This window comes from Aneurinibacillus thermoaerophilus (genome assembly GCF_019603355.1).
GTDB classification, from domain to species: domain Bacteria; phylum Bacillota; class Bacilli; order Aneurinibacillales; family Aneurinibacillaceae; genus Aneurinibacillus; species Aneurinibacillus thermoaerophilus.
Map to the genome: position 1 here is coordinate 820599 of NZ_CP080764.1, position 17739 is coordinate 838337.

Consider the following 17739-nt stretch of genomic DNA (forward strand, 5'->3'; position numbering starts at 1 on the left):
TAAGAGGAGAAGAGGTGAAATGATGCAGGTTTCACAGTTGACAAAGCGCTCTCAGCGCTTTTTGATGCTTGAACGGCAACCGATTAATCAGGATGGGTTTGTCACGGAATGGCCGGAAATGGGGTTTGTGGCTATGTCGAGCCCGAACGATCCGAATCCTTCCGTGAAAGTGGAGAATGGAAAGATCGTTGAGTTGGACGGAAAGTCGAGAGCTGGATCGTTTTATCGCCGATTATGCGATAAACGCGAAGATAACCGAAAAAGTCATGGAGATGGACGGGCTGGATATCGCGCGTATGCTCGTGGACATTCATGTTCCGCGCGCAGAGATTGTTAAACTGGCGGAGGGCATGACCCCGGCGAAAGTCGTTGAAGTTCTTAATTATATGAACGTGGTTGAAATGATGATGGCGCTTCAGAAAATGCGGGCCCGGAAAACTCCTTCCAACCAATGTCATGTTACCAATGTGAGGGACAATCCGGTTCTTATGGCCGCTGATGCCGCGGAGGCGGGGCTTAGGGGATTTGATGAACAAGAAACGACCGTAGGCATTGTGCGCTACGCACCGTTTAACGCCTTGGCGCTTCTTGTGGGTTCCCAGACTGCGCGCGGCGGTATTTTAACGCAGGATGCGCTGGAAGAAGCGACTGAATTGCGGCTTGCTATGCTGGGGCTGACTTCTTACGCGGAAACGATTTCGATCTACGGTACCGAGTCCGTATTCGTTGACGGGGATGATACGCCGTGGTCGAAGTCATTTCTTGCTTCCGCATACGCATCCAGAGGAGCAAAAATGCGCTTTACGTCAGGCACAGGATCAGAGGTACAGATGGCAGGCGCGGAAGGAAAGTCAATGCTTTATCTGGAAGTGCGCTGCATCATGATGGCCAAAGGCGCAGGAGTCCAAGGATTACAGAACGGATCGATCAGCTGCATCGGCGTACCGGCAGCCGTGCCGAGCGGCCTTAGAGCCGTACTGGCTGAAAATTTAGCGGCCATGATATTCGGTTTAGAAGTAGCATCTGGAAATGATCAGACGTTTTCCCATTCGGCAATACGCCGTAGCGCTAAAATGCTTTGTCAAATGTTGCCGGGAACAGACTTTATTTTTTCCGGCTACAGCGCTGTACCGAACAGTGACAATATGTTTGCGGGATCGAATATGGATATCACCGATATGGACGATTATTTAGTATTGCAGCGCGATATGATGGTGGACGGAGGCCTCAGGCCGGTAGACGAAGAAAGCGTGATTCAAATCCGGTATGAAGCGGCCAAGGCGCTCCAGGCAGTGTTTGATGAACTGGGCTTCCCCGTCATTACGGACGAAGAAGTGGAATGCGCGGCGTACGCCAGCAGCAGCGAAAACATGCCGCCACGGAACGTGGTAGAAGATTTAAAAGCAGCAGAACGGATTTTAACTGAAGGGATTACAGGATTGGATGTGGCATTAGCGCTTGCAAAACGTGGATACGGAGAAATTGCCGAGCGTGTGTTTGCTATGCTGAAACAGCGGGTCGCCGGAGATTATTTGCACACGTCGGCTATCATTAATAAAAACAATGTCGTCATTAGCGCGGTAAATGATGAAAACGATTACGGAGGTCCGGGTACGGGATATCGCCTCAGTCCGGAAAGATGGGAGGAAATAAAAAATATCCGCCAAGCTATCAGCCCGCAGGACTTTGACTAAGGAGGAGAGGGTATGCCATCTACTGCTGTTGCGTTCAAAATAAACTGGAAGGAAAAAGGAACGGCAAAAAAAGGTGACGATAAGCATGAAGTAGTGGTTGCCGTCGGCCCGGCCTTCGGTGCGGCGATAAATAAGACGATCGTTCAAGTGGATCACGCGAGCGTGTTGCGAGAAGTTCTCGCCGGTATTGAAGAGCAGGGTGTAAAAGCACGTGTTATCCGCAGTCTTTCAACAGCGGATTTGGCATTTATGGCGCATCAGGCAGCTAAGCTTAGCGGTTCCGGTATTGGCATCGGCATTCAGTCGAGGGGGACGACCGTGATCCATCAACGAGATTTGGACCCGCTTAGCAATCTGGAACTGTTTCCCCAATCCCCGCTCATTACGTTGGAAACGTATCGGGCCATCGGGCGTAATGCTGCGATGTACGCGCTCGGTGAAAGCCCAATTCCAGTGCCGGTTGTAAACGATCAAATGGCCCGTCCGAAATATCAGGCGGTAGCTGCCATTCTTTATCTCAAAGAATGCCAGTCGCTTATTCCGGACATGAAGCCAGTTGAGTTGGACGTTGAATTCACAATAAGGGAGCAGGGGGGAATGTAATGGAGGCACTTACTAGGGAACATTATCCGCTCGGTTTAAAAAAGCCGGATTTATTGCGAACACCAACTGGAAAACAGTATCGCGAGTTGACGCTGGATGCGGCGATTCGTGGGGAAGTACAGGCTGAAGATTTGCGGATCAGTTCAGAAACCCTGCAAATGCACGCACAAATTTGCGACAGTCTGGGCAAAACGCAACAGGCGAAAAATTTCCGCCGTGCAGCCGAACTTATCGGTATCTCTGATACGAGAATTCTTGAAATTTATCATGCATTGCGCCCGCGACGCTCAACCAAAGAGGAGCTTCTTGTCATCGCTGAAGAACTGGAGAAGCAATACGGTGCCAGAGAAAACGCTGCGCTTATACGCGAGGCCGCCAAAGTGTATGAAAAGCGGAATTTGCTAAGGCAAAGTGAGGAGTAACGGTGGATTCCCGAATTATTGCTGGTGTAGATATCGGAAATTCCTCGACAGAAGTAGCGCTTGCCTGTGTAGGAAACGGACGAGTCGAGTTTCTTTCTCAGTATTTGGTCAAAACAACCGGGGTTAAAGGAACGGTGGATAATGTCCTTGGAATTCGGCAGGCACTAAAGGAGGCTGCGGGAATGGCGGGCGTATCCTTTTCGGAAATTGCTGCGCTCTATCTGAATGATGCGGTTCCGGTTATCGGCGATTTGGCGATGGATGTGATAAGCGAAACGGTCATTACCGAATCATCTATGATCGGTCACAATCCAGATACACCCGGCGGCACCGGATTAGGAATCGGGACGACCGTGCAACTCGATGAACTTCCTGATACATGTGACGGTCAGGATTATATTGTAGTTATTCCTGAGGGAACTGACTACGAATGGGCGGCTGTAGAGGTAGCATTGCCTGGACATGTGATTCGCACGCTTAGCAACCCGTATGGTCTGGCAACCGTTTTCGGGTTAACGCCGGAGGAGACGAAACGGATCGCCCCAATTGCCCGGGCGCTTGTCGGTAATAGGTCCGCGGTTGTTATCCGCACACCGCAGGGGGAAGTGATAGAGCGGAAAGTGGAAGCTGGTCGCATCACTTTCCACGGTCAAAGAAACAAGGTAGAAGTATCGATAAACGACGGAGCTGACATAATTATGCAGGGAATGGAGAGAGCGGGGCAGTTGCTGGATGCGGTTGGAGAAGCTGGTACCAACGTAGGGGGGATGCTCAACGGATTACGCCAGAATCTGGCCGATGCAACCGGACAACCGTTTGACGCGATAACCATTGGCGATTTGCTGGCGGTCGATGCGATGATTCCGGTATCAGTTAGCGGGGCGATAGCAGGAGAACTTTCTATGGAAAGCGGTGTGGCCATTGCGTCCATGGTCAAGACGGAGCGGGTTCCGGTGCAGAAAGTGGCGCAGGCCGCGGTCAAAGCGTTTGAGAAGATGGCAACGCAGGTTAAGGCATAACTTTTCATTATGTAAAAAATGAAAAAAACAAGCTCGCGGTCATTGCCTGCGAGCTTGTCTTACTACAATAACCGCTTTTTCATAACATAATTCAAAAAAACCGAACCGTTGTGTTCTTTATTTTGGCTTTGTACGCACTGATAGCCCTGTGCTAAAAAGAACGGACGGGCTGTAATGCTCGCTTCTGCAAATACTTCCGTAAGACCGAGCGCTCTGGCTTCGGTTTCAAGCTGAGCTAACAAGCCGGAGCCTACGCCTTTGCGCTGAAAGTCTTTGTGCGCATACAGGCAATTGATATAGCCGTTGCGCGCCAAGTCGCCGAAGCCAATAATAACGCTATCTTGTTCGGCTACGTATGAGATATTATACGCAAGCATTTGTCCCCACTTATCGGCAGCCAGTGCTTCCGGAGCCCAAGCGTCTACCTGTTCTTTTGAATAGTCTCTGGCGTTAATCGTATGAACCGTATCGTAGAACAACTGCCGAATTTGTTCTGCGTCCTGTGGTTCAAATCTTCTAATCTTCATTTTTCTCCGTTTTTTCTTGTTTGGCCAGTTCGGTTATTTTTTGGAGCAGAATGTGCTGGGGCATATGCATAATCTGCTCAATCGGTATATTTAGCTTTTCAGATAGCATTTTAGCTGTTTCAAGTGAAATAGGGTTTGGTCTCATAGTATAAGCCTCCTCTTTTTATATCATACCATTATAGCAGACAAAAAAAGAACGACGCTAAGGTCGTTCCCGGTTAACATGACAGGGAGGAGAGAACCTCGCGCAGCTCACGGACAATCGTCTCCTGGTATTTCGTGCCTTCACCATACTCCGCACGCATTTTTGCGCGCGCTTCTTTGATTTTTTCTTCGTAATCGGGCGCGTTGCGTACTACGTCGCCGCACCAATCGGCTGCAAGGATCAAACAACGCCAGTCACTCTTTTGGCGCAGAGATGTGAAAAACGCCTTTTCTCCTTTCGGCCACGTAAAGCGGTGGTACCAATCATGGAACACTTCCTTGTTTTTTGTCATTCCTTCCATAAATTGAGCCGGAGTCAATCCTGTGTTGAACTTTTCTTTCAAGTTTATGCCCACTATTAAAGCCTCCTTACAGGATATATATTTCCTAATGTTTCGACATTCTGTTTTGCCAAAGAGCATATATTATGTGTGTTTCGGTAAAAGAAAAAAACTCCTGCCTACAGATGTGCGATAAGGTTCTTGATTTTTTGGTGGCAATAAGGAAAAGTGTACATGTGCGGAAGAATGGTATATTGTACCAGGCGCACAATTACGACGGAAGCACGGGTGGAAGCGGAAAGCGGAACGTTGCTGGCGATGGCGACGGGAAGTTTTCGGGTGTTGAAATCATCAAGCGACACAAGCGATAGGAGGAAAATCAAAAGAAAAGAACGAGGCGATCTTATGCATGATTACGAACCGCCTCGTTTTTTATTCATTCCTTTTAAATATCCGAACAAAATTTATTGAACTCTTCACGCGAGACTTTGCATCGTCCATCCGGAAACAGGAGGTAGACGTCGTTCTCCGTTTCTTTAATCACCATGCCGTGTTGCGGCAGAATTTTATCGTAACCTTTTGTTGTACGGATTTGTACAAGTTTCATGACATACAACCTCCTCGTTTGGATTGGTTTTGTAATTAACATATTAACATTTCATTAATTTAATGTAAAGATTTTGTTAAAAAATATTCCAATCTATTGACAAACCTGTCTTTTTTTGAATTTTCATGGCTTTTCGCAAAGAAGAAGATTGGCCCGTATTATTCTTATATATATATATGAGATAAAATTTTTTAATTCCAAAGAAATTTCTATATCGTGGATATTTATTGGCAGTGGTTTTTCTATTCTGTAAAATAAAAAAATACAAAAAATAAAACGGCAGAGAGGGGAGAGGAAATGAAAGTTTCTTTGTTTATCACCTGTCTTTCAGATGTGTTTTTTCCACATGTTGGACAGAGTGTGGTAGAAGTATTAGAACGGTATGGAGTAGAAGTCGATTTTTCGCAGGCGCAAACGTGTTGCGGCCAGCCCGCGTACAATAGCGGTTACCATAAAGACGCTCGCAAAGCGGCGAAACACATGGTGGAAGTGTTCGGAGACAGCGAATATGTGGTTGCCCCTTCAGGTTCCTGTGTGGCGATGATTCGCCATTATTATCCTGAGTTGTTAAAAGACAATGCGCTCTGGTATAAGCGTGCTAAAGCGGTAGCCGAGAAAACATATGAGTTCTCCGAATTTCTTGTTCATGTGTTAAAAGTGGATAAAGTTGACGCCCATTTGCGGACGACTGCGACATATCATCACTCCTGTCATATGAGCCGCGGCCTTGGGCTTAAGCAAGAACCAGCGGCGCTGCTGTCGCAGGTGGAGGGTCTCAGAATGGAAGAGTTGCCCTATTGTCAGGATTGTTGTGGCTTCGGGGGAACGTTTGCAGCGAAAATGAGCGCGATTTCAGAAGCGATGGTAGATGAAAAAATTAAGCATATCGAAGAGACGGGAGCGAACGTCCTTATTGGCTCAGATATGGGGTGCTTAATGAACATTGGCGGACGGCTGCGCCGGAGTGGAAAAGAGATACAAGTGATGCATGTAGCCGAAGTGCTGGCGAGAGGAGGAACGAAATGAGCGGGCAACCGATCACGTTTTTTGGGCGTGTAGAAAAAGCGCTTGGTGATGAACAGCTGCGCAAAGCGGTGCCGTTTACGCAGGATAGGCTGCGCGCTGGTCGATTTCAGGCGGCGGACGAGCTGGGGAATATAGAAGAATGGCGCGATTTAGCGGCACAAATACGGGCCCATACGCTTGAAAATTTAGATAGCTATTTGGAACAGCTGGCGCTGAACGTAGAGAAGAACGGGGGGTATGTTCATTTTGCTTCTACGGCGGCGGATGCGGTAAATCACGTACTTCGCATCGCGCAAGAAAAAAACGCACGTTCCGTTGTGAAATCAAAATCCATGGTTTCGGAAGAGATTCACTTAAACAAGCACTTGGAAGCACAAGGGTTGCGCGTCATTGAATCCGACTTGGGCGAATATATTATCCAGCTGGCCAAAGAGACGCCCTCCCATTTGATCGCGCCCGCTATTCATAAAACGAGGGCGCAAGTAGCGGAGCTGTTTTCAGAAGTGGCGGGACGTGCGCTTTCGGATGAGACGGAAGTGTTGTGCCAGTTCGCGCGCGAAGAATTGAGACGCGAGTTTCTGGAAGCGGACATTGGCATTTCTGGCTGTAATTTCGCTGTAGCAGAATCAGGCTCAATTGTGTTAATCAGTAATGAAGGCAATGCGCGTCTGACGACGACACTGCCGAAGGTTCATATCGCCATTATGGGCATGGAGCGGCTTGTCCCGACTTGGAGCGAACTCGACATTGTGGTTTCGATGCTGACACGCAGCGCGACCGGACAAAAAATCAGCGTATACATGACGGTAATGAGCGGACCGCGGCGTCGTGGAGATATTGACGGGCCAGAGGAGTTTCACTTGATTGTGCTGGACAATGGGCGCTCCGACATTCTTGGCACGGCTTATCAAGAGGTGCTGAAATGCATTCGCTGTGGAGCTTGTTTAAATGTATGTCCGGTATACCGTCATATCGGCGGCCATGCGTACGGCGGCGTATACAGCGGACCGATCGGAGCTGTGTTGACACCGCTTTTCGAAGGGTACGAAGAATGGAAAGAGTTGCCGTATTCATCGAGCTTGTGCGGCGCCTGTACCGAAGTTTGTCCGGTCAAAATTCCGCTTCATGATTTGCTGATTGAGCACAGGAAAGATGAAGTGGAACAGGGACATGTCTCTTGGCAGGAGAAGTTTGCATTTAAAGTGTTCGGCTATTTAACCTCTCATCCTTCCCTGTACGACAAAGCGGTACGTACGGGGCACGTAGCCACCGGTTGGCTTGCGAAAGAAGGTGTCATCGAAAAGGGACCTGGCCTGCTTGCTGGTTGGACAAGCATACGCGATTTGCCGCGCCCGGCCAAGCAATCGTTTCGTGAATGGTGGAAGCAAGAGAAGGAGGGACGAGGACGTGACAATTAAGCAGCGGGAAGAATTTTTGGCACGGATCGCTAACCGCCTTGGACGTCCACGGCGCAGTGGAGTGATGCCGCCTGATTGGATGGTGAAACCGTATGTGCATTTGCATGCAGGGTTGAACCAGGAAACGTTAATCAAGCAGTTTATCGAAAACCTGCGGGCATTGCACACTGAAGTGCTACGGGCTTCGCGCGGGGAGCTCGGGAAGGCGTTGGAGCGTATTGTTGAAGATTCTGCGGCACGTTCTGTCGTTTATTGGAATGATGAACGGTTACAGAAGATTGGACTCGACGATTGGCTGACACAGCGCGGGATTGCGCATCAAGTTTGGGATGTTTTGTTAGATGAACAGGAACTCCGCCATTGTGCAGCAGGGGTTGATATGGGGATTGCATACGCCGAACTGGGATTGTCGGAAACAGGAACAGTTATGCTCTGGAATGGCGGCGGACGCGGTCGCTTGGTAAGCTTGCTTCCGCCTGTGTTTGTCGCTGTGCTTTCCGAAAATACGATCATTCCGCGTCTTACCGAAGCGATGGCGTATGTACGTGGGAAGATGTCAGAAGGATTGCCGGCTTGCATTAATTTTATTACGGGACCGAGCCGGACAGGGGATATTGAGGCAGATCTTGCGTTTGGTGTACACGGGCCTGGCAAGGTTTATGTCATACTGTTGCAAGAGCAAGAAAATATCTACGAATAAAGGGGACGAAAAGCTTATTTCTCTTTTAAAGATGAAACAAAAATAATAGAATAAAAATGAGATAGAAGCGGCACGCGGGCCGCTTTTTTCTTTGTTGGCTCGCGGAATAAAGACGATGTTTTCTTTCGCTTAATGCGCGAGCTGAGAGAAAGGAGAAAAGATGGATCAAGAAATGACATGGCTAATTGGCTACGCTGTGGTGATAAATGTAGCAGGGTTTATTTTGATGGGGGCTGACAAGCGGAGGGCCCGGCGCGGTTTGTGGCGGATTAAAGAAAAAACGCTGTTTCTTGCGGCGCTGCTCGGCGGAGCGGTTGGTTGTTTGGCGGGAATGTACACATTCAGGCATAAGACGAAGCATTGGCGGTTCGTTGCCGGGATTCCCACTATTTTGTTGCTGGAAATACTACTCGTATGGTTCTTGATGAATGAGAGGTAAACTTTGGACATGATGAAGAGAATTTTCATGAAGAAAAAAAGAATCGTATTTGGTGCGTGCGTATTTTTTTTGCTTGCTATTTTTTTATTATACAAACCGATTTTAAATGGAATGGCACACTATCTTGTATATCCTGACAAAAAGCAAAAAAGCGATTATATCATTCTGCTTGGCGGAGAGAGGGATGGCCAGCGCACGCGTAAAGCGGCTGAATTATATAAAGCCGGGCTTGCACCCAAAATTATCGTATCGTCCGGCGCGCAAATTTCCTGGCGCACAACCGAGAGCAAAGAGATGGTGGCGCTGCTTAAGCAACTGGGTGTTCCGAATGAAGACATTATTCTTGAACAGAAATCGCGCAGCACGTACGAGAACGCATTGTATACGCGGGAATTGCTGAAAGGGAAAACGCTGCATCATAAGCGCATTACACTGGTAACGGACAACTGGCATACACGTCGCTCCATATTTATTTTCCGGAAGGTGTTTATGGACAGTGGGATCGAAGTGAATAGTGTTGCCTCTTATTCATTGGAAAAGGTGTGGCTGGACAACTGGTGGCAAGACCATGAAAGCACGCAGGAAATTTTAACGGAATGGGCGCGCCTGGTTGTATATTGGATTAAATACTAGCTTTCTTATGCTTTCTGGTGCGAATAATTTGGTAAGATGGAAATGAGTACGTAATCCAGCGTGAAAGGAAGATAGTATGGAGCAACTAAAGCAATACGGCATTCATCAGGTTACCGTACCGCTGCCGTTCCGTCTAAATCATGTACATTGCTACCTTGCACGTGTTGAGAATAAATGGACGGTTATCGATACGGGATTGAACCGTGAAGAAACGAAGCGGACGTGGCAGGCAGCGTTTCGTGAATACGGAATCGCGCCTGAAGATGTGGGAAGGATTATTCTTACGCATTATCATCCGGATCATTTTGGGTACGCAGGCGGCTTGCAGAAATGGACAGGCGCCGACGTTTACATAAGCGAAACTGCTCAAGACCGGGGGCTTTACGTCTGGACCGAAGAAAATTTTGAACGCAATGAACAATTTTATCTTGCCGCCGGAATGCCGGAGGAGTTGGTTCGTAAGCTCAGAGAAAATGACGATGCGTTTTACGGATTAGTTCGCCCGTTTCCTGAACAAACACAAATCATTCATGAGGGCGATACATACCGTATTGGAGAGCTTACATATGAAGCGATTCATACGCCCGGCCATGCGGAAGGACATATGTGTTTTTATAACAAAGAAGAAAAAGTATTGCTGGCAGGTGATCATCTGCTGAAGAAAATTACGCCTAATATATCTTACCATGGCTATGGAGACCCGAATCCGCTACGCACCTATCTTGCCTCGCTTGAAAAAATCAAGACATTGGAGATTTCACTTGTGGTGCCGGGGCACGGTCCTGTATTTACGGATGCGCAGGAAAGAATTGAAGAATTATTGCGCCATCATGAAGAACGGCTGGCCTTCGTGCTGGAACAAGTTCGGGGTGAAATGACGGCTTATCAGGTTTCGCAACAATTGTTTTCCCGTGTTCTGACCGTGCATGAGCAACGGTTTGCTATTGGTGAAACCATCGCCCACCTTTCGTATCTGGAGGAAAAAGGGGAATTGGAGCTGTGCCGCGATACAACTCCGTACGTGTATAAAAGGAGATAAGCAAAGGAAAAACTCGCGGGCTCTGCCTGCGAGTTTTTCCTTCTAACTTGCTTGCAAAAATATGATTGGTAAATCATTGGCCTGAATGTACAAAAAGAGAAAAAACCCGGGAAGACCCGGGATATTAGTCAGCATATAAAAGAATTTATTCCGCTTTCGGTGCGGCATTTTTGATGCTTTCCGGCATATCGGCGAACTTCTCGAAGTTTTTAATGAACAGATCGGCAAGTTTCTTTGCCTGCGCATCATATGCTTCTTTATCTGTCCATGTGTTGCGAGGATTGAGAATTTCGGATGGTACGCCTGGGCAGTTCTTCGGCATAAGAACGCCGAATACCGGATGGCTTACGAATTCCTCTTTATCCAGTTCACCGTTCAGCGCGGCGGTTATCATCGCGCGGGTATATGGTAAATTCATGCGTTTGCCGACACCGTACGGTCCGCCGGACCAACCAGTGTTTACAAGATATACTTTCGCCTTATGCTTGTCGATCTTTTCACCCAGCATTTCTGCGTATACGCGAGGCGGGAGCGGAAGAAATGGGGCACCAAAGCAGGTAGAGAACGTCGCTTCCGGCTCGGTTACGCCGCGTTCTGTTCCAGCAAGCTTGCTAGTGTAGCCAGACAAGAAATGGAACATTGCCTGTTCTTTTGTTAATTTTGCGATGGGCGGCAGCACGCCGAACGCGTCCGCAGTCAGGAAGATAATAACGTTCGGATGCCCGGCCACGCTCGGAATTAGAGCGTTCGGAATATAATGCAGCGGATAAGCCGCACGTGTATTTTCCGTCAGGCTGTTGTCATTATAATCAGCTTCGTGCGTTTTTTCATTGATTACAACATTTTCAAGTACAGAACCGAATTTAATTGCATTGAAAATTTCAGGTTCTTTTTCAGCGGATAGGTTAATGCATTTTGCGTAGCAGCCGCCTTCGATGTTGAATACGCCGTCATCTGACCAGCCATGTTCGTCATCCCCGATTAGTTTACGATCCGGATCAGCGGACAGCGTCGTTTTGCCTGTACCGGAAAGACCAAAGAATAGCGCCACATCCCCGTCTTTTCCCATATTGGCAGAGCAGTGCATAGAAAGCACGCCTTTTTGCGGTAACAGGTAGTTCATAACGGAGAAGATGGATTTCTTCATTTCGCCTGCGTAACGCGTGCCGCCGATAAGTACGATTTTTTTCGCAAAGTTAATAATGATGAACGTTTCAGAGTTTGTGCCATGAATTTTTGGATCAGCTTCAAATGTTGGGGCGCTGATTACTGTGAATTCAGGTGTGTGAGTTTTCAGCTCTTCTTCCGTCGGACGAATAAAGAGCTGGTGCGCGAACAGGTTATGCCATGCAAATTCGTTTACCACGCGGATTGGCAGACGGTAGCGTTTATCGGCGCCGGCGAAACCGTCAAAGACGAGCAATTCTTTTCCGTACAGGTAGTTGATAACGTCTTGGTATAGTTTATCGAACTTTTCTTCGGAAATTGGCTGATTTACGGTACCCCATGCGATTTTATCATGTACGGAAGGTTCGTCTACAATAAATTTGTCTTTCGGGGAACGACCTGTATATTTTCCGGTTTTAGCAGTGAGCGCACCTGTGGAGGTCAGTTGGCTGCGTTTGCGTAGAACAGCCATTTCAACAAGCTGTGCTACGGATAAATTAAAATGTACATTCTCTCCGTTGAGAATATCCTTCAACTCTTTGTTTGTTTGTGTTTCCATTTTCCCTATCCTTTCCTGCATTCTTTCATTATTATCGAAAGATTAGTATGTCACTTATACAGTTATTAGTATGTCTTAATAATAGTATGCTTTCCTCCATTGTGCAACCTTTCCGCGAAAAATTCCTAAAAAGTTGCTGGTTTTTAAAAGGAATATTAAAGAAATGTTAAGATAAAGCGGTCATTCAGAAGAAATGTTCTAAATTCGATGAAATATTACAAAAAATGACCGGATGTTTCATTTTTCATCCGCTTTTTTTTATGATAAGATAACTTTACAATTAAATATTCGTTGCAATGCCACCACGAAGTTAACTTCTCGCATGATTTGTAGCCCTATTTCTTGTAAGTGTATAACAAGAAGGAGGATGGAAGAGTGCTGAGAAATAAGGAACTGTCAGGTGTTTCGAAGCCGTTGAGTCTGGTGGAAGAAATTTTAACAAAACAGGGGTTCCAGCGCAAGGGAAGCAAGGAAGAGCCGGTGTTTCGGATTCATATGCGGGATGCCTCGACCAATAAAATATACGCGCTGGAGATTCCTTTTAAAGAAGAAGGAACCAGTTCCGAACGTATTGCCCGTTTTGGTGAACCGTATATTGCTGTAAGTTCGTCTTCGGCTATGCACAATGGAGGGATTGATGATATTCCGCTCTCCATCTCCTGGGCTGCGGAAAGCAAATTGGCGGAGGTGGCTGATTATTTAGCGACGGCATACCGTTCCAATCATGCAGGATAACTGTAAGTGACAGATATATCAAAACCTCTCCCGCAGTGGAGAGGTTTTTTATTTACCAATTGTTGGAGAGGAAAAATTTGTGAAAGGTTTACCTGCAATGATATAAAGCTGTCATTTGGCTTTTCGGAGGAAAAAGGGCGAGAGGCAACGCCCGGGAGTTTTTCTAACATAGAGTGAGGAGTTGGCTTCCTCGTCCGTAGAATGATAATGGAAAGACGGTGGAGGATAAAAACGGATGAAGGTTTATCATGAGGCTTGGCCTGTCGAAGAAGAAAGAGGCAGCGTTGTGATTATCCACGGTGCAGGAGAATATTTTGGACGTTACCATTGGGTGGCGAAAAAATTAAATGAAGCTGGCTATTCAGTATTTGGCGGGGATTTACCGGGATTAGGCCGTTCAGAGGGACGCAGGGGTCACATTGACACCTTTGACGAATATTTGGCGGCTGTTGATGATTGGCTTGCAGCGGCTCATGACAGAAAGCGTCCTGTGTTTTTGCTCGGACACAGCATGGGAGGGCTTATTGTAGTGAGGTATGTAGAAGACAGAAGGCCGGATGTGGATGGGCTCGTTCTTTCTTCTCCTTGCCTTGGAATTGCACGTAAGATTCCCCCGGTTTTGGAACGTTTTGCTTCGCTTTTAAATAAGGTAGCGCCCGGCGTTCGGCTTTCCACAGGAATTAAAGCGGAAGCGATTAGTCGGGATGAAGCTGTAACGATGAAATACGTAAATGATCCGTTCATCACGATGAAAGTGAGCGTACGCTGGTATAAAGAACTGAAAAAAGCGGTTCGGCTTGCTCATGAAGAAATAGACGCGTATCCTAATATTCCTACGCTTGTGATGCAGGCAGGGGCCGATCAGATTGTTCGTCCTTCCGCTACGAGGGAGTGGGTAAGAAAGTTGCCTGTTGATGCAAAGAAATACATAGAGTGGCCGGAGTGTTACCATGAGATTTTCAATGAACCAGAGAGAGAAGAAGTGGTAGCGGCTATGCTTGAATGGATGAAAATTATAGCGTAGGCGTAAGTAGTGGGAGTGTTCAATATAGTAGAGAGGAACGATGACAGAAAAAATATTGCGAAGAAAGGACTTGCATAATTTACTAAACTTTATTATCGTTGTTTTAGCTATAGGCAAAAAAAGAAACTTTTCTTTTTGCCAAAGCGTCAAAAAATAGACTACTAGTTCAGGAGAAAGCTGGAGGTGCGAGATTCCTATATGTCGCAGGAACTATCTCGCAAAGCGAGTAAAAGCAAAGAAAAAGCTCGCAAAGCGAAACGGAAGCGAAAGTGGTTGACTATTTTTACTATTATATTATTTATTATGGGCGGCTCGGCGACCGCCGCGTATTTGAAGTTTCAAAGCTTTATACATAATATTCAGGATAAAGCCGAGCTGTCGACGAAAGAGGCTGGTGTGGCCAAAGCAGAAACGATTTATGAAGCGGATAAGCCGATGTCAATTGTGCTGCTCGGCAAAGACTCACGCGGAGAAAATGAGGAGTACGGAGGCGGTCTGACAGATGTTATGATTTTGATGACGCTGAATCCGGAAACGAAGAAAATCACAATGCTTTCTATTCCGCGTGATACACGGGTTGTTATTCCGGGAGAAACGCTTGATCATAAGATTAACTTCGTATATAAGCGTGGCGAGATGATGCGTGAAGAAGCGGAACAAAAAAAGGAAGAGCCAGAAGAGACCGGGGTTTCACTGGTAAAAAAAACGCTTGAGAGTATCTATGGTATTCCGGTTAATAATTATGTGCTTATCGACTTCGAAGGATTTAGAAAAGGGATTGACGCGCTTGGTGGCATTGAGGTCAATGTGGATCGCAGGCTTGTATATCACGACCCGACGGACGGGACGAGCATTGATTTAAATCCCGGATTGCAAACATTAAATGGGAAGCAGGCGCTTGACTTTGTACGTCATCGCCACGATGATCGCGGCCTGAAATATTATTCAACCGATTATGAGCGAAATGATCGACAGGTGGCTGTTATCCAGGCGGCAATGGAAAAGATGAAGTCGTTTTCAGGTATCGCGAATTTCTTTAAAGTGTTGGATGCGGTTGGAGAAAATGTAAAGACCGACCTTTCCCTTGAGCAAATGAAGGCACTTGCTATGACATTCGGCAAACTTGACGCCTCCAGCATTGTAAAGCTTGAGAATACGGGCGTTGATTGGGATGCTAAAACAAGTCGCACAATTATCCCGCAGGAAACGTTGGACAAAAACCGGGTTGCGCTGCAATTGTCCATGGGTATTGATCCTTCTACGGTAACCAGCTATAATGATTCACCGGCTGGCGGAAGAACTCGTTCTAAAAAAACGCTTGGTGAAGAAGAGATAAAGAAAACCGCTGCAGAAGGAGAAAAAAAGCCAGCCCATTCGAAGCGAGGCGAAGCCTGGAAAGAAGAGGAGCCCAAGAAGCAAACAAGAAAGACAAAATCGAGCGAGGAAGAGGATAAGCACAGCAAATCTTCTGAACGCAAGAAAAAATCATCCGATAATGACAGTGAACATAACAAAGAGAGTAATCGGTTAGACCGGGAAAAGTCGGTAAGTGAAAACGTATCTTCTCATTCTAAAAACGAGCGTCCGGATGCACCGGAGGCCCCGACTCCGCCGGAGGCTCCTGAGGAGCCTCGTGTTCCAAAGGTTGAGGGAAATAAGGATGAAAAGTAAGCGAAAAAAGAGAGCCAAACTTGGCTCTCTTTTTTCGCTTTACACGTTGACTCCATATTTCGCTTGCTTTGCGGCCTTTTCACGCTCGGATTTTTTCAGATATTTTTTGCGTAAACGGATCGATTGCGGCGTTACCTCACAATATTCATCGTCATTCAGGTATTCCAGCGCCTCTTCCAATGTCATGATGCGCGGCGTTTTCAGTTTTACCGTCTCTTCCTTTGTCGCGGAACGAACATTGGTGGCGTGCTTCTCTTTACAGATGTTGACCACCAAATCATTGTCGCGGTTGTGTTCACCAACAATCATACCTTCGTAAATCTCCGTTCCTGGATTCACAAATAGGGTGCCACGGTCTTCTACGCTCAGCATGCCGTATGTGGTGGCTGTACCATCAATCATAGATACGAGAACACCTGCACGGCGTCCGCCGATACTTCCAGATACAACTGGACGGTAACTGTCGAATGAATGGTTCATAATGCCGTATCCACGCGTTTGGGTCAAAAATTCAGTCCGGTAACCAATAAGCCCGCGGGATGGGATTAGAAATTCCAGGCGTACAGAACCAAAACCATTGTTTACCATATTAATCATTTCTGCTTTGCGCGCGCCGAGAGATTCCATAACAGCTCCTGTATATTCCTCTGGAACGTCAATGATAAGACGTTCGGTTGGCTCGCATTTTACGCCGTCGATTTCCCGGATAATGACTTCAGGTTTAGATACTTGAAGCTCATACCCCTCACGGCGCATATTTTCAATCAGGATGGACAGATGTAATTCCCCACGCCCGGATACAGTAAATTGCTCTGGTGTTACTTCTTCGACGCGCAGGCTAACGTCCGTTTCCAGTTCAGCCATCAGACGCTCGCGCAGTTTGCGGGAAGTTACGTGTTTCCCTTCGCGTCCGGCAAATGGGCTATTGTTGACGAGGAACGACATTTGTAGGGTCGGCTCGTCAATTTTTAGCAGCGGTAATGCTTCCGGCTGTTCCGCATCCGCGATTGTTTCTCCGACATTAATATCTTCCACTCCAGCAACCGCGATAATATCTCCGGATTTTGCTTCTTCAATTTCAATTCGTTTCAATCCGCTAAATCCGAACAGTTTATTGATGCGTACTTGCTTGATGGAGCCGTCACGTTTGATGTGGGCGACCGTATCACCTTTGCGGATGGTTCCTCTGTGAATGCGCCCAATACCAATTCGGCCAATGTAATCATTGTAGTCAAGCATGGTTACCTGGAATTGCAGCGGGGCGTCAGCATCGCCACCAGGACCTGGGATATGCTCTAGGATGGTATCGAACAGAGCTCGTAGATCGCTATCCTGTTTATCCGGTTCTATGCTTGCGGTTCCGTTAATGCCAGAAGCATAAACAATCGGGAAATCTAATTGTTCTTCTGTAGCGTCCAAGTCGATAAAGAGGTCATACACTTCGTCGACCACTTCCGCTGGACGTGCATTTTCGCGGTCGATTTTATTAATGACAAGAATGGGTGTTACGTTTTGCTCGAGCGCTTTCTTTAGTACGAAGCGCGTTTGTGGCATACAACCTTCGAACGCATCCACAACGAGCAGGACACCGTCTACCATTTTCATGATACGCTCCACTTCGCCGCCGAAATCGGCATGTCCGGGCGTATCCAGAATGTTAATGGTCACGTCTTTATACGTAATCGCGGTATTTTTAGCAAGAATTGTAATTCCGCGTTCCCGTTCTAGATCATTCGAATCCATTACCCGCTCTTGCACCTGTTCGTTAGAGCGGAAGGTTCCGGATTGGATCAACATTTTGTCGACCAGTGTCGTTTTTCCGTGGTCGACGTGGGCAATAATCGCGATGTTGCGAATATCGTGGCGTATACTCATACAGTATGAAAGCTCCTTTCCATATTTCCGCTTGTAGCGGGCAACATGCAGGTTCAATTATACCATGCATATTTCGTATTATAAAACGGTACGGTG

19 protein-coding genes and 1 pseudogene are annotated in these 17739 nt (G+C 47.0%); 14 read left to right on the plus strand and 6 right to left on the minus strand.

Annotated features, from left to right (window positions below):
* Positions 1–22: 22 nt before the first annotated feature.
* The 4 genes and pseudogenes from K3F53_RS04465 to K3F53_RS04480 all read left to right on the plus strand — a co-directional run bounded on the left by K3F53_RS04465 (position 23) and on the right by K3F53_RS04480 (position 3738).
* Positions 23–1694, plus strand: a pseudogene (locus tag K3F53_RS04465) (propanediol/glycerol family dehydratase large subunit).
* A gap of 12 nt (positions 1695–1706) precedes the next feature.
* The gene (locus K3F53_RS04470; RefSeq protein ID WP_220559409.1) at positions 1707–2297 is read left to right on the plus strand and encodes a propanediol/glycerol family dehydratase medium subunit; all 591 of its coding nucleotides are present in this window, start codon (positions 1707–1709) and stop codon (positions 2295–2297) included.
* Complete coding sequence (locus tag K3F53_RS04475; protein WP_220559418.1) at positions 2297–2719, plus strand: diol dehydratase small subunit; 423 nt, start codon at positions 2297–2299, stop codon at positions 2717–2719. The genes K3F53_RS04470 and K3F53_RS04475 overlap by 1 nt, the downstream gene beginning before the upstream one ends.
* 2 nt (positions 2720–2721) lie before the next feature.
* Positions 2722–3738 (plus strand): diol dehydratase reactivase ATPase-like domain-containing protein, encoded by a 1017-nt coding sequence (locus K3F53_RS04480; RefSeq protein ID WP_220559428.1) that lies wholly within the window; start codon positions 2722–2724, stop codon positions 3736–3738.
* Between the two features lie 62 nt (positions 3739–3800).
* Here the strand turns inward: K3F53_RS04480 and K3F53_RS04485 are convergent, their stop codons facing one another.
* The 3 genes from K3F53_RS04485 to K3F53_RS04495 all read right to left on the minus strand — a co-directional run bounded on the left by K3F53_RS04485 (position 3801) and on the right by K3F53_RS04495 (position 4825).
* Positions 3801–4265: a GNAT family N-acetyltransferase gene (locus K3F53_RS04485; protein ID WP_057899643.1), complete on the minus strand. Its 465-nt coding sequence runs from the start codon at positions 4263–4265 to the stop codon at positions 3801–3803.
* A complete protein-coding gene (locus K3F53_RS04490) occupies positions 4255–4410 on the minus strand; it encodes a YycC family protein (protein WP_082706085.1) in 156 nt (51 codons plus the stop codon). The genes K3F53_RS04485 and K3F53_RS04490 overlap by 11 nt, the downstream gene beginning before the upstream one ends.
* Before the next feature lie 73 nt (positions 4411–4483).
* Positions 4484–4825, minus strand: coding sequence for a thioredoxin family protein (locus tag K3F53_RS04495; RefSeq protein WP_220559436.1), 342 nt, complete (start codon positions 4823–4825; stop codon positions 4484–4486).
* A gap of 159 nt (positions 4826–4984) precedes the next feature.
* On the opposite strand from K3F53_RS04495, the gene K3F53_RS04500 reads away from it, so the two are divergent.
* Positions 4985–5221, plus strand: a complete 237-nt coding sequence (locus tag K3F53_RS04500) for a hotdog family protein (RefSeq protein ID WP_220559438.1) — start codon at positions 4985–4987, stop codon at positions 5219–5221.
* Here the strand turns inward: K3F53_RS04500 and K3F53_RS04505 are convergent.
* Positions 5196–5357 (minus strand): hypothetical protein, encoded by a 162-nt coding sequence (locus K3F53_RS04505; protein WP_156424084.1) that lies wholly within the window; start codon positions 5355–5357, stop codon positions 5196–5198. The genes K3F53_RS04500 and K3F53_RS04505 overlap by 26 nt on opposite strands.
* A 297-nt stretch (positions 5358–5654) precedes the next feature.
* Here K3F53_RS04505 and K3F53_RS04510 point away from each other — a divergent pair, with 297 nt between their 5' ends.
* The 6 genes from K3F53_RS04510 to K3F53_RS04535 all read left to right on the plus strand — a co-directional run bounded on the left by K3F53_RS04510 (position 5655) and on the right by K3F53_RS04535 (position 10612).
* Positions 5655–6383: a (Fe-S)-binding protein gene (locus K3F53_RS04510; protein WP_057899640.1), complete on the plus strand. Its 729-nt coding sequence runs from the start codon at positions 5655–5657 to the stop codon at positions 6381–6383.
* Positions 6380–7801 (plus strand): LutB/LldF family L-lactate oxidation iron-sulfur protein, encoded by a 1422-nt coding sequence (locus K3F53_RS04515; RefSeq protein ID WP_091259818.1) that lies wholly within the window; start codon positions 6380–6382, stop codon positions 7799–7801. The genes K3F53_RS04510 and K3F53_RS04515 overlap by 4 nt, the downstream gene beginning before the upstream one ends.
* A complete protein-coding gene (locus tag K3F53_RS04520) occupies positions 7791–8501 on the plus strand; it encodes a LutC/YkgG family protein (RefSeq protein WP_057899638.1) in 711 nt (236 codons plus the stop codon). The genes K3F53_RS04515 and K3F53_RS04520 overlap by 11 nt, the downstream gene beginning before the upstream one ends.
* A 160-nt stretch (positions 8502–8661) precedes the next feature.
* Positions 8662–8940 (plus strand): DUF1294 domain-containing protein, encoded by a 279-nt coding sequence (locus K3F53_RS04525; RefSeq protein WP_057899637.1) that lies wholly within the window; start codon positions 8662–8664, stop codon positions 8938–8940.
* Between the two features lie 27 nt (positions 8941–8967).
* A complete protein-coding gene (locus K3F53_RS04530; protein ID WP_220559446.1) occupies positions 8968–9573 on the plus strand; it encodes a YdcF family protein in 606 nt (201 codons plus the stop codon).
* Positions 9574–9649: 76 nt separating this feature from the next.
* Positions 9650–10612, plus strand: coding sequence for an MBL fold metallo-hydrolase (locus K3F53_RS04535; RefSeq protein WP_057899635.1), 963 nt, complete (start codon positions 9650–9652; stop codon positions 10610–10612).
* 145 nt (positions 10613–10757) lie between these two features.
* Here K3F53_RS04535 and pckA read toward each other — a convergent pair whose 3' ends face one another.
* A complete protein-coding gene (pckA, locus tag K3F53_RS04540; protein ID WP_057899634.1) occupies positions 10758–12338 on the minus strand; it encodes a phosphoenolpyruvate carboxykinase (ATP) in 1581 nt (526 codons plus the stop codon).
* A gap of 375 nt (positions 12339–12713) precedes the next feature.
* Between pckA and K3F53_RS04545 the strand changes: the two genes are divergently transcribed.
* From K3F53_RS04545 to K3F53_RS04555, 3 genes are all read left to right on the plus strand, one after another.
* Positions 12714–13073 (plus strand): hypothetical protein, encoded by a 360-nt coding sequence (locus tag K3F53_RS04545; protein ID WP_057899633.1) that lies wholly within the window; start codon positions 12714–12716, stop codon positions 13071–13073.
* A 235-nt stretch (positions 13074–13308) separates the two neighbouring features.
* The gene (locus tag K3F53_RS04550) at positions 13309–14097 is read left to right on the plus strand and encodes an alpha/beta hydrolase (protein ID WP_220559455.1); all 789 of its coding nucleotides are present in this window, start codon (positions 13309–13311) and stop codon (positions 14095–14097) included.
* Between the two features lie 198 nt (positions 14098–14295).
* A complete protein-coding gene (locus K3F53_RS04555) occupies positions 14296–15768 on the plus strand; it encodes an LCP family protein (protein ID WP_139184888.1) in 1473 nt (490 codons plus the stop codon).
* 39 nt (positions 15769–15807) lie between these two features.
* Here the strand turns inward: K3F53_RS04555 and typA are convergent, their stop codons facing one another.
* Positions 15808–17643, minus strand: a complete 1836-nt coding sequence (gene typA / locus K3F53_RS04560; protein WP_057899630.1) for a translational GTPase TypA — start codon at positions 17641–17643, stop codon at positions 15808–15810.
* Positions 17644–17739 lie beyond the last annotated feature (96 nt).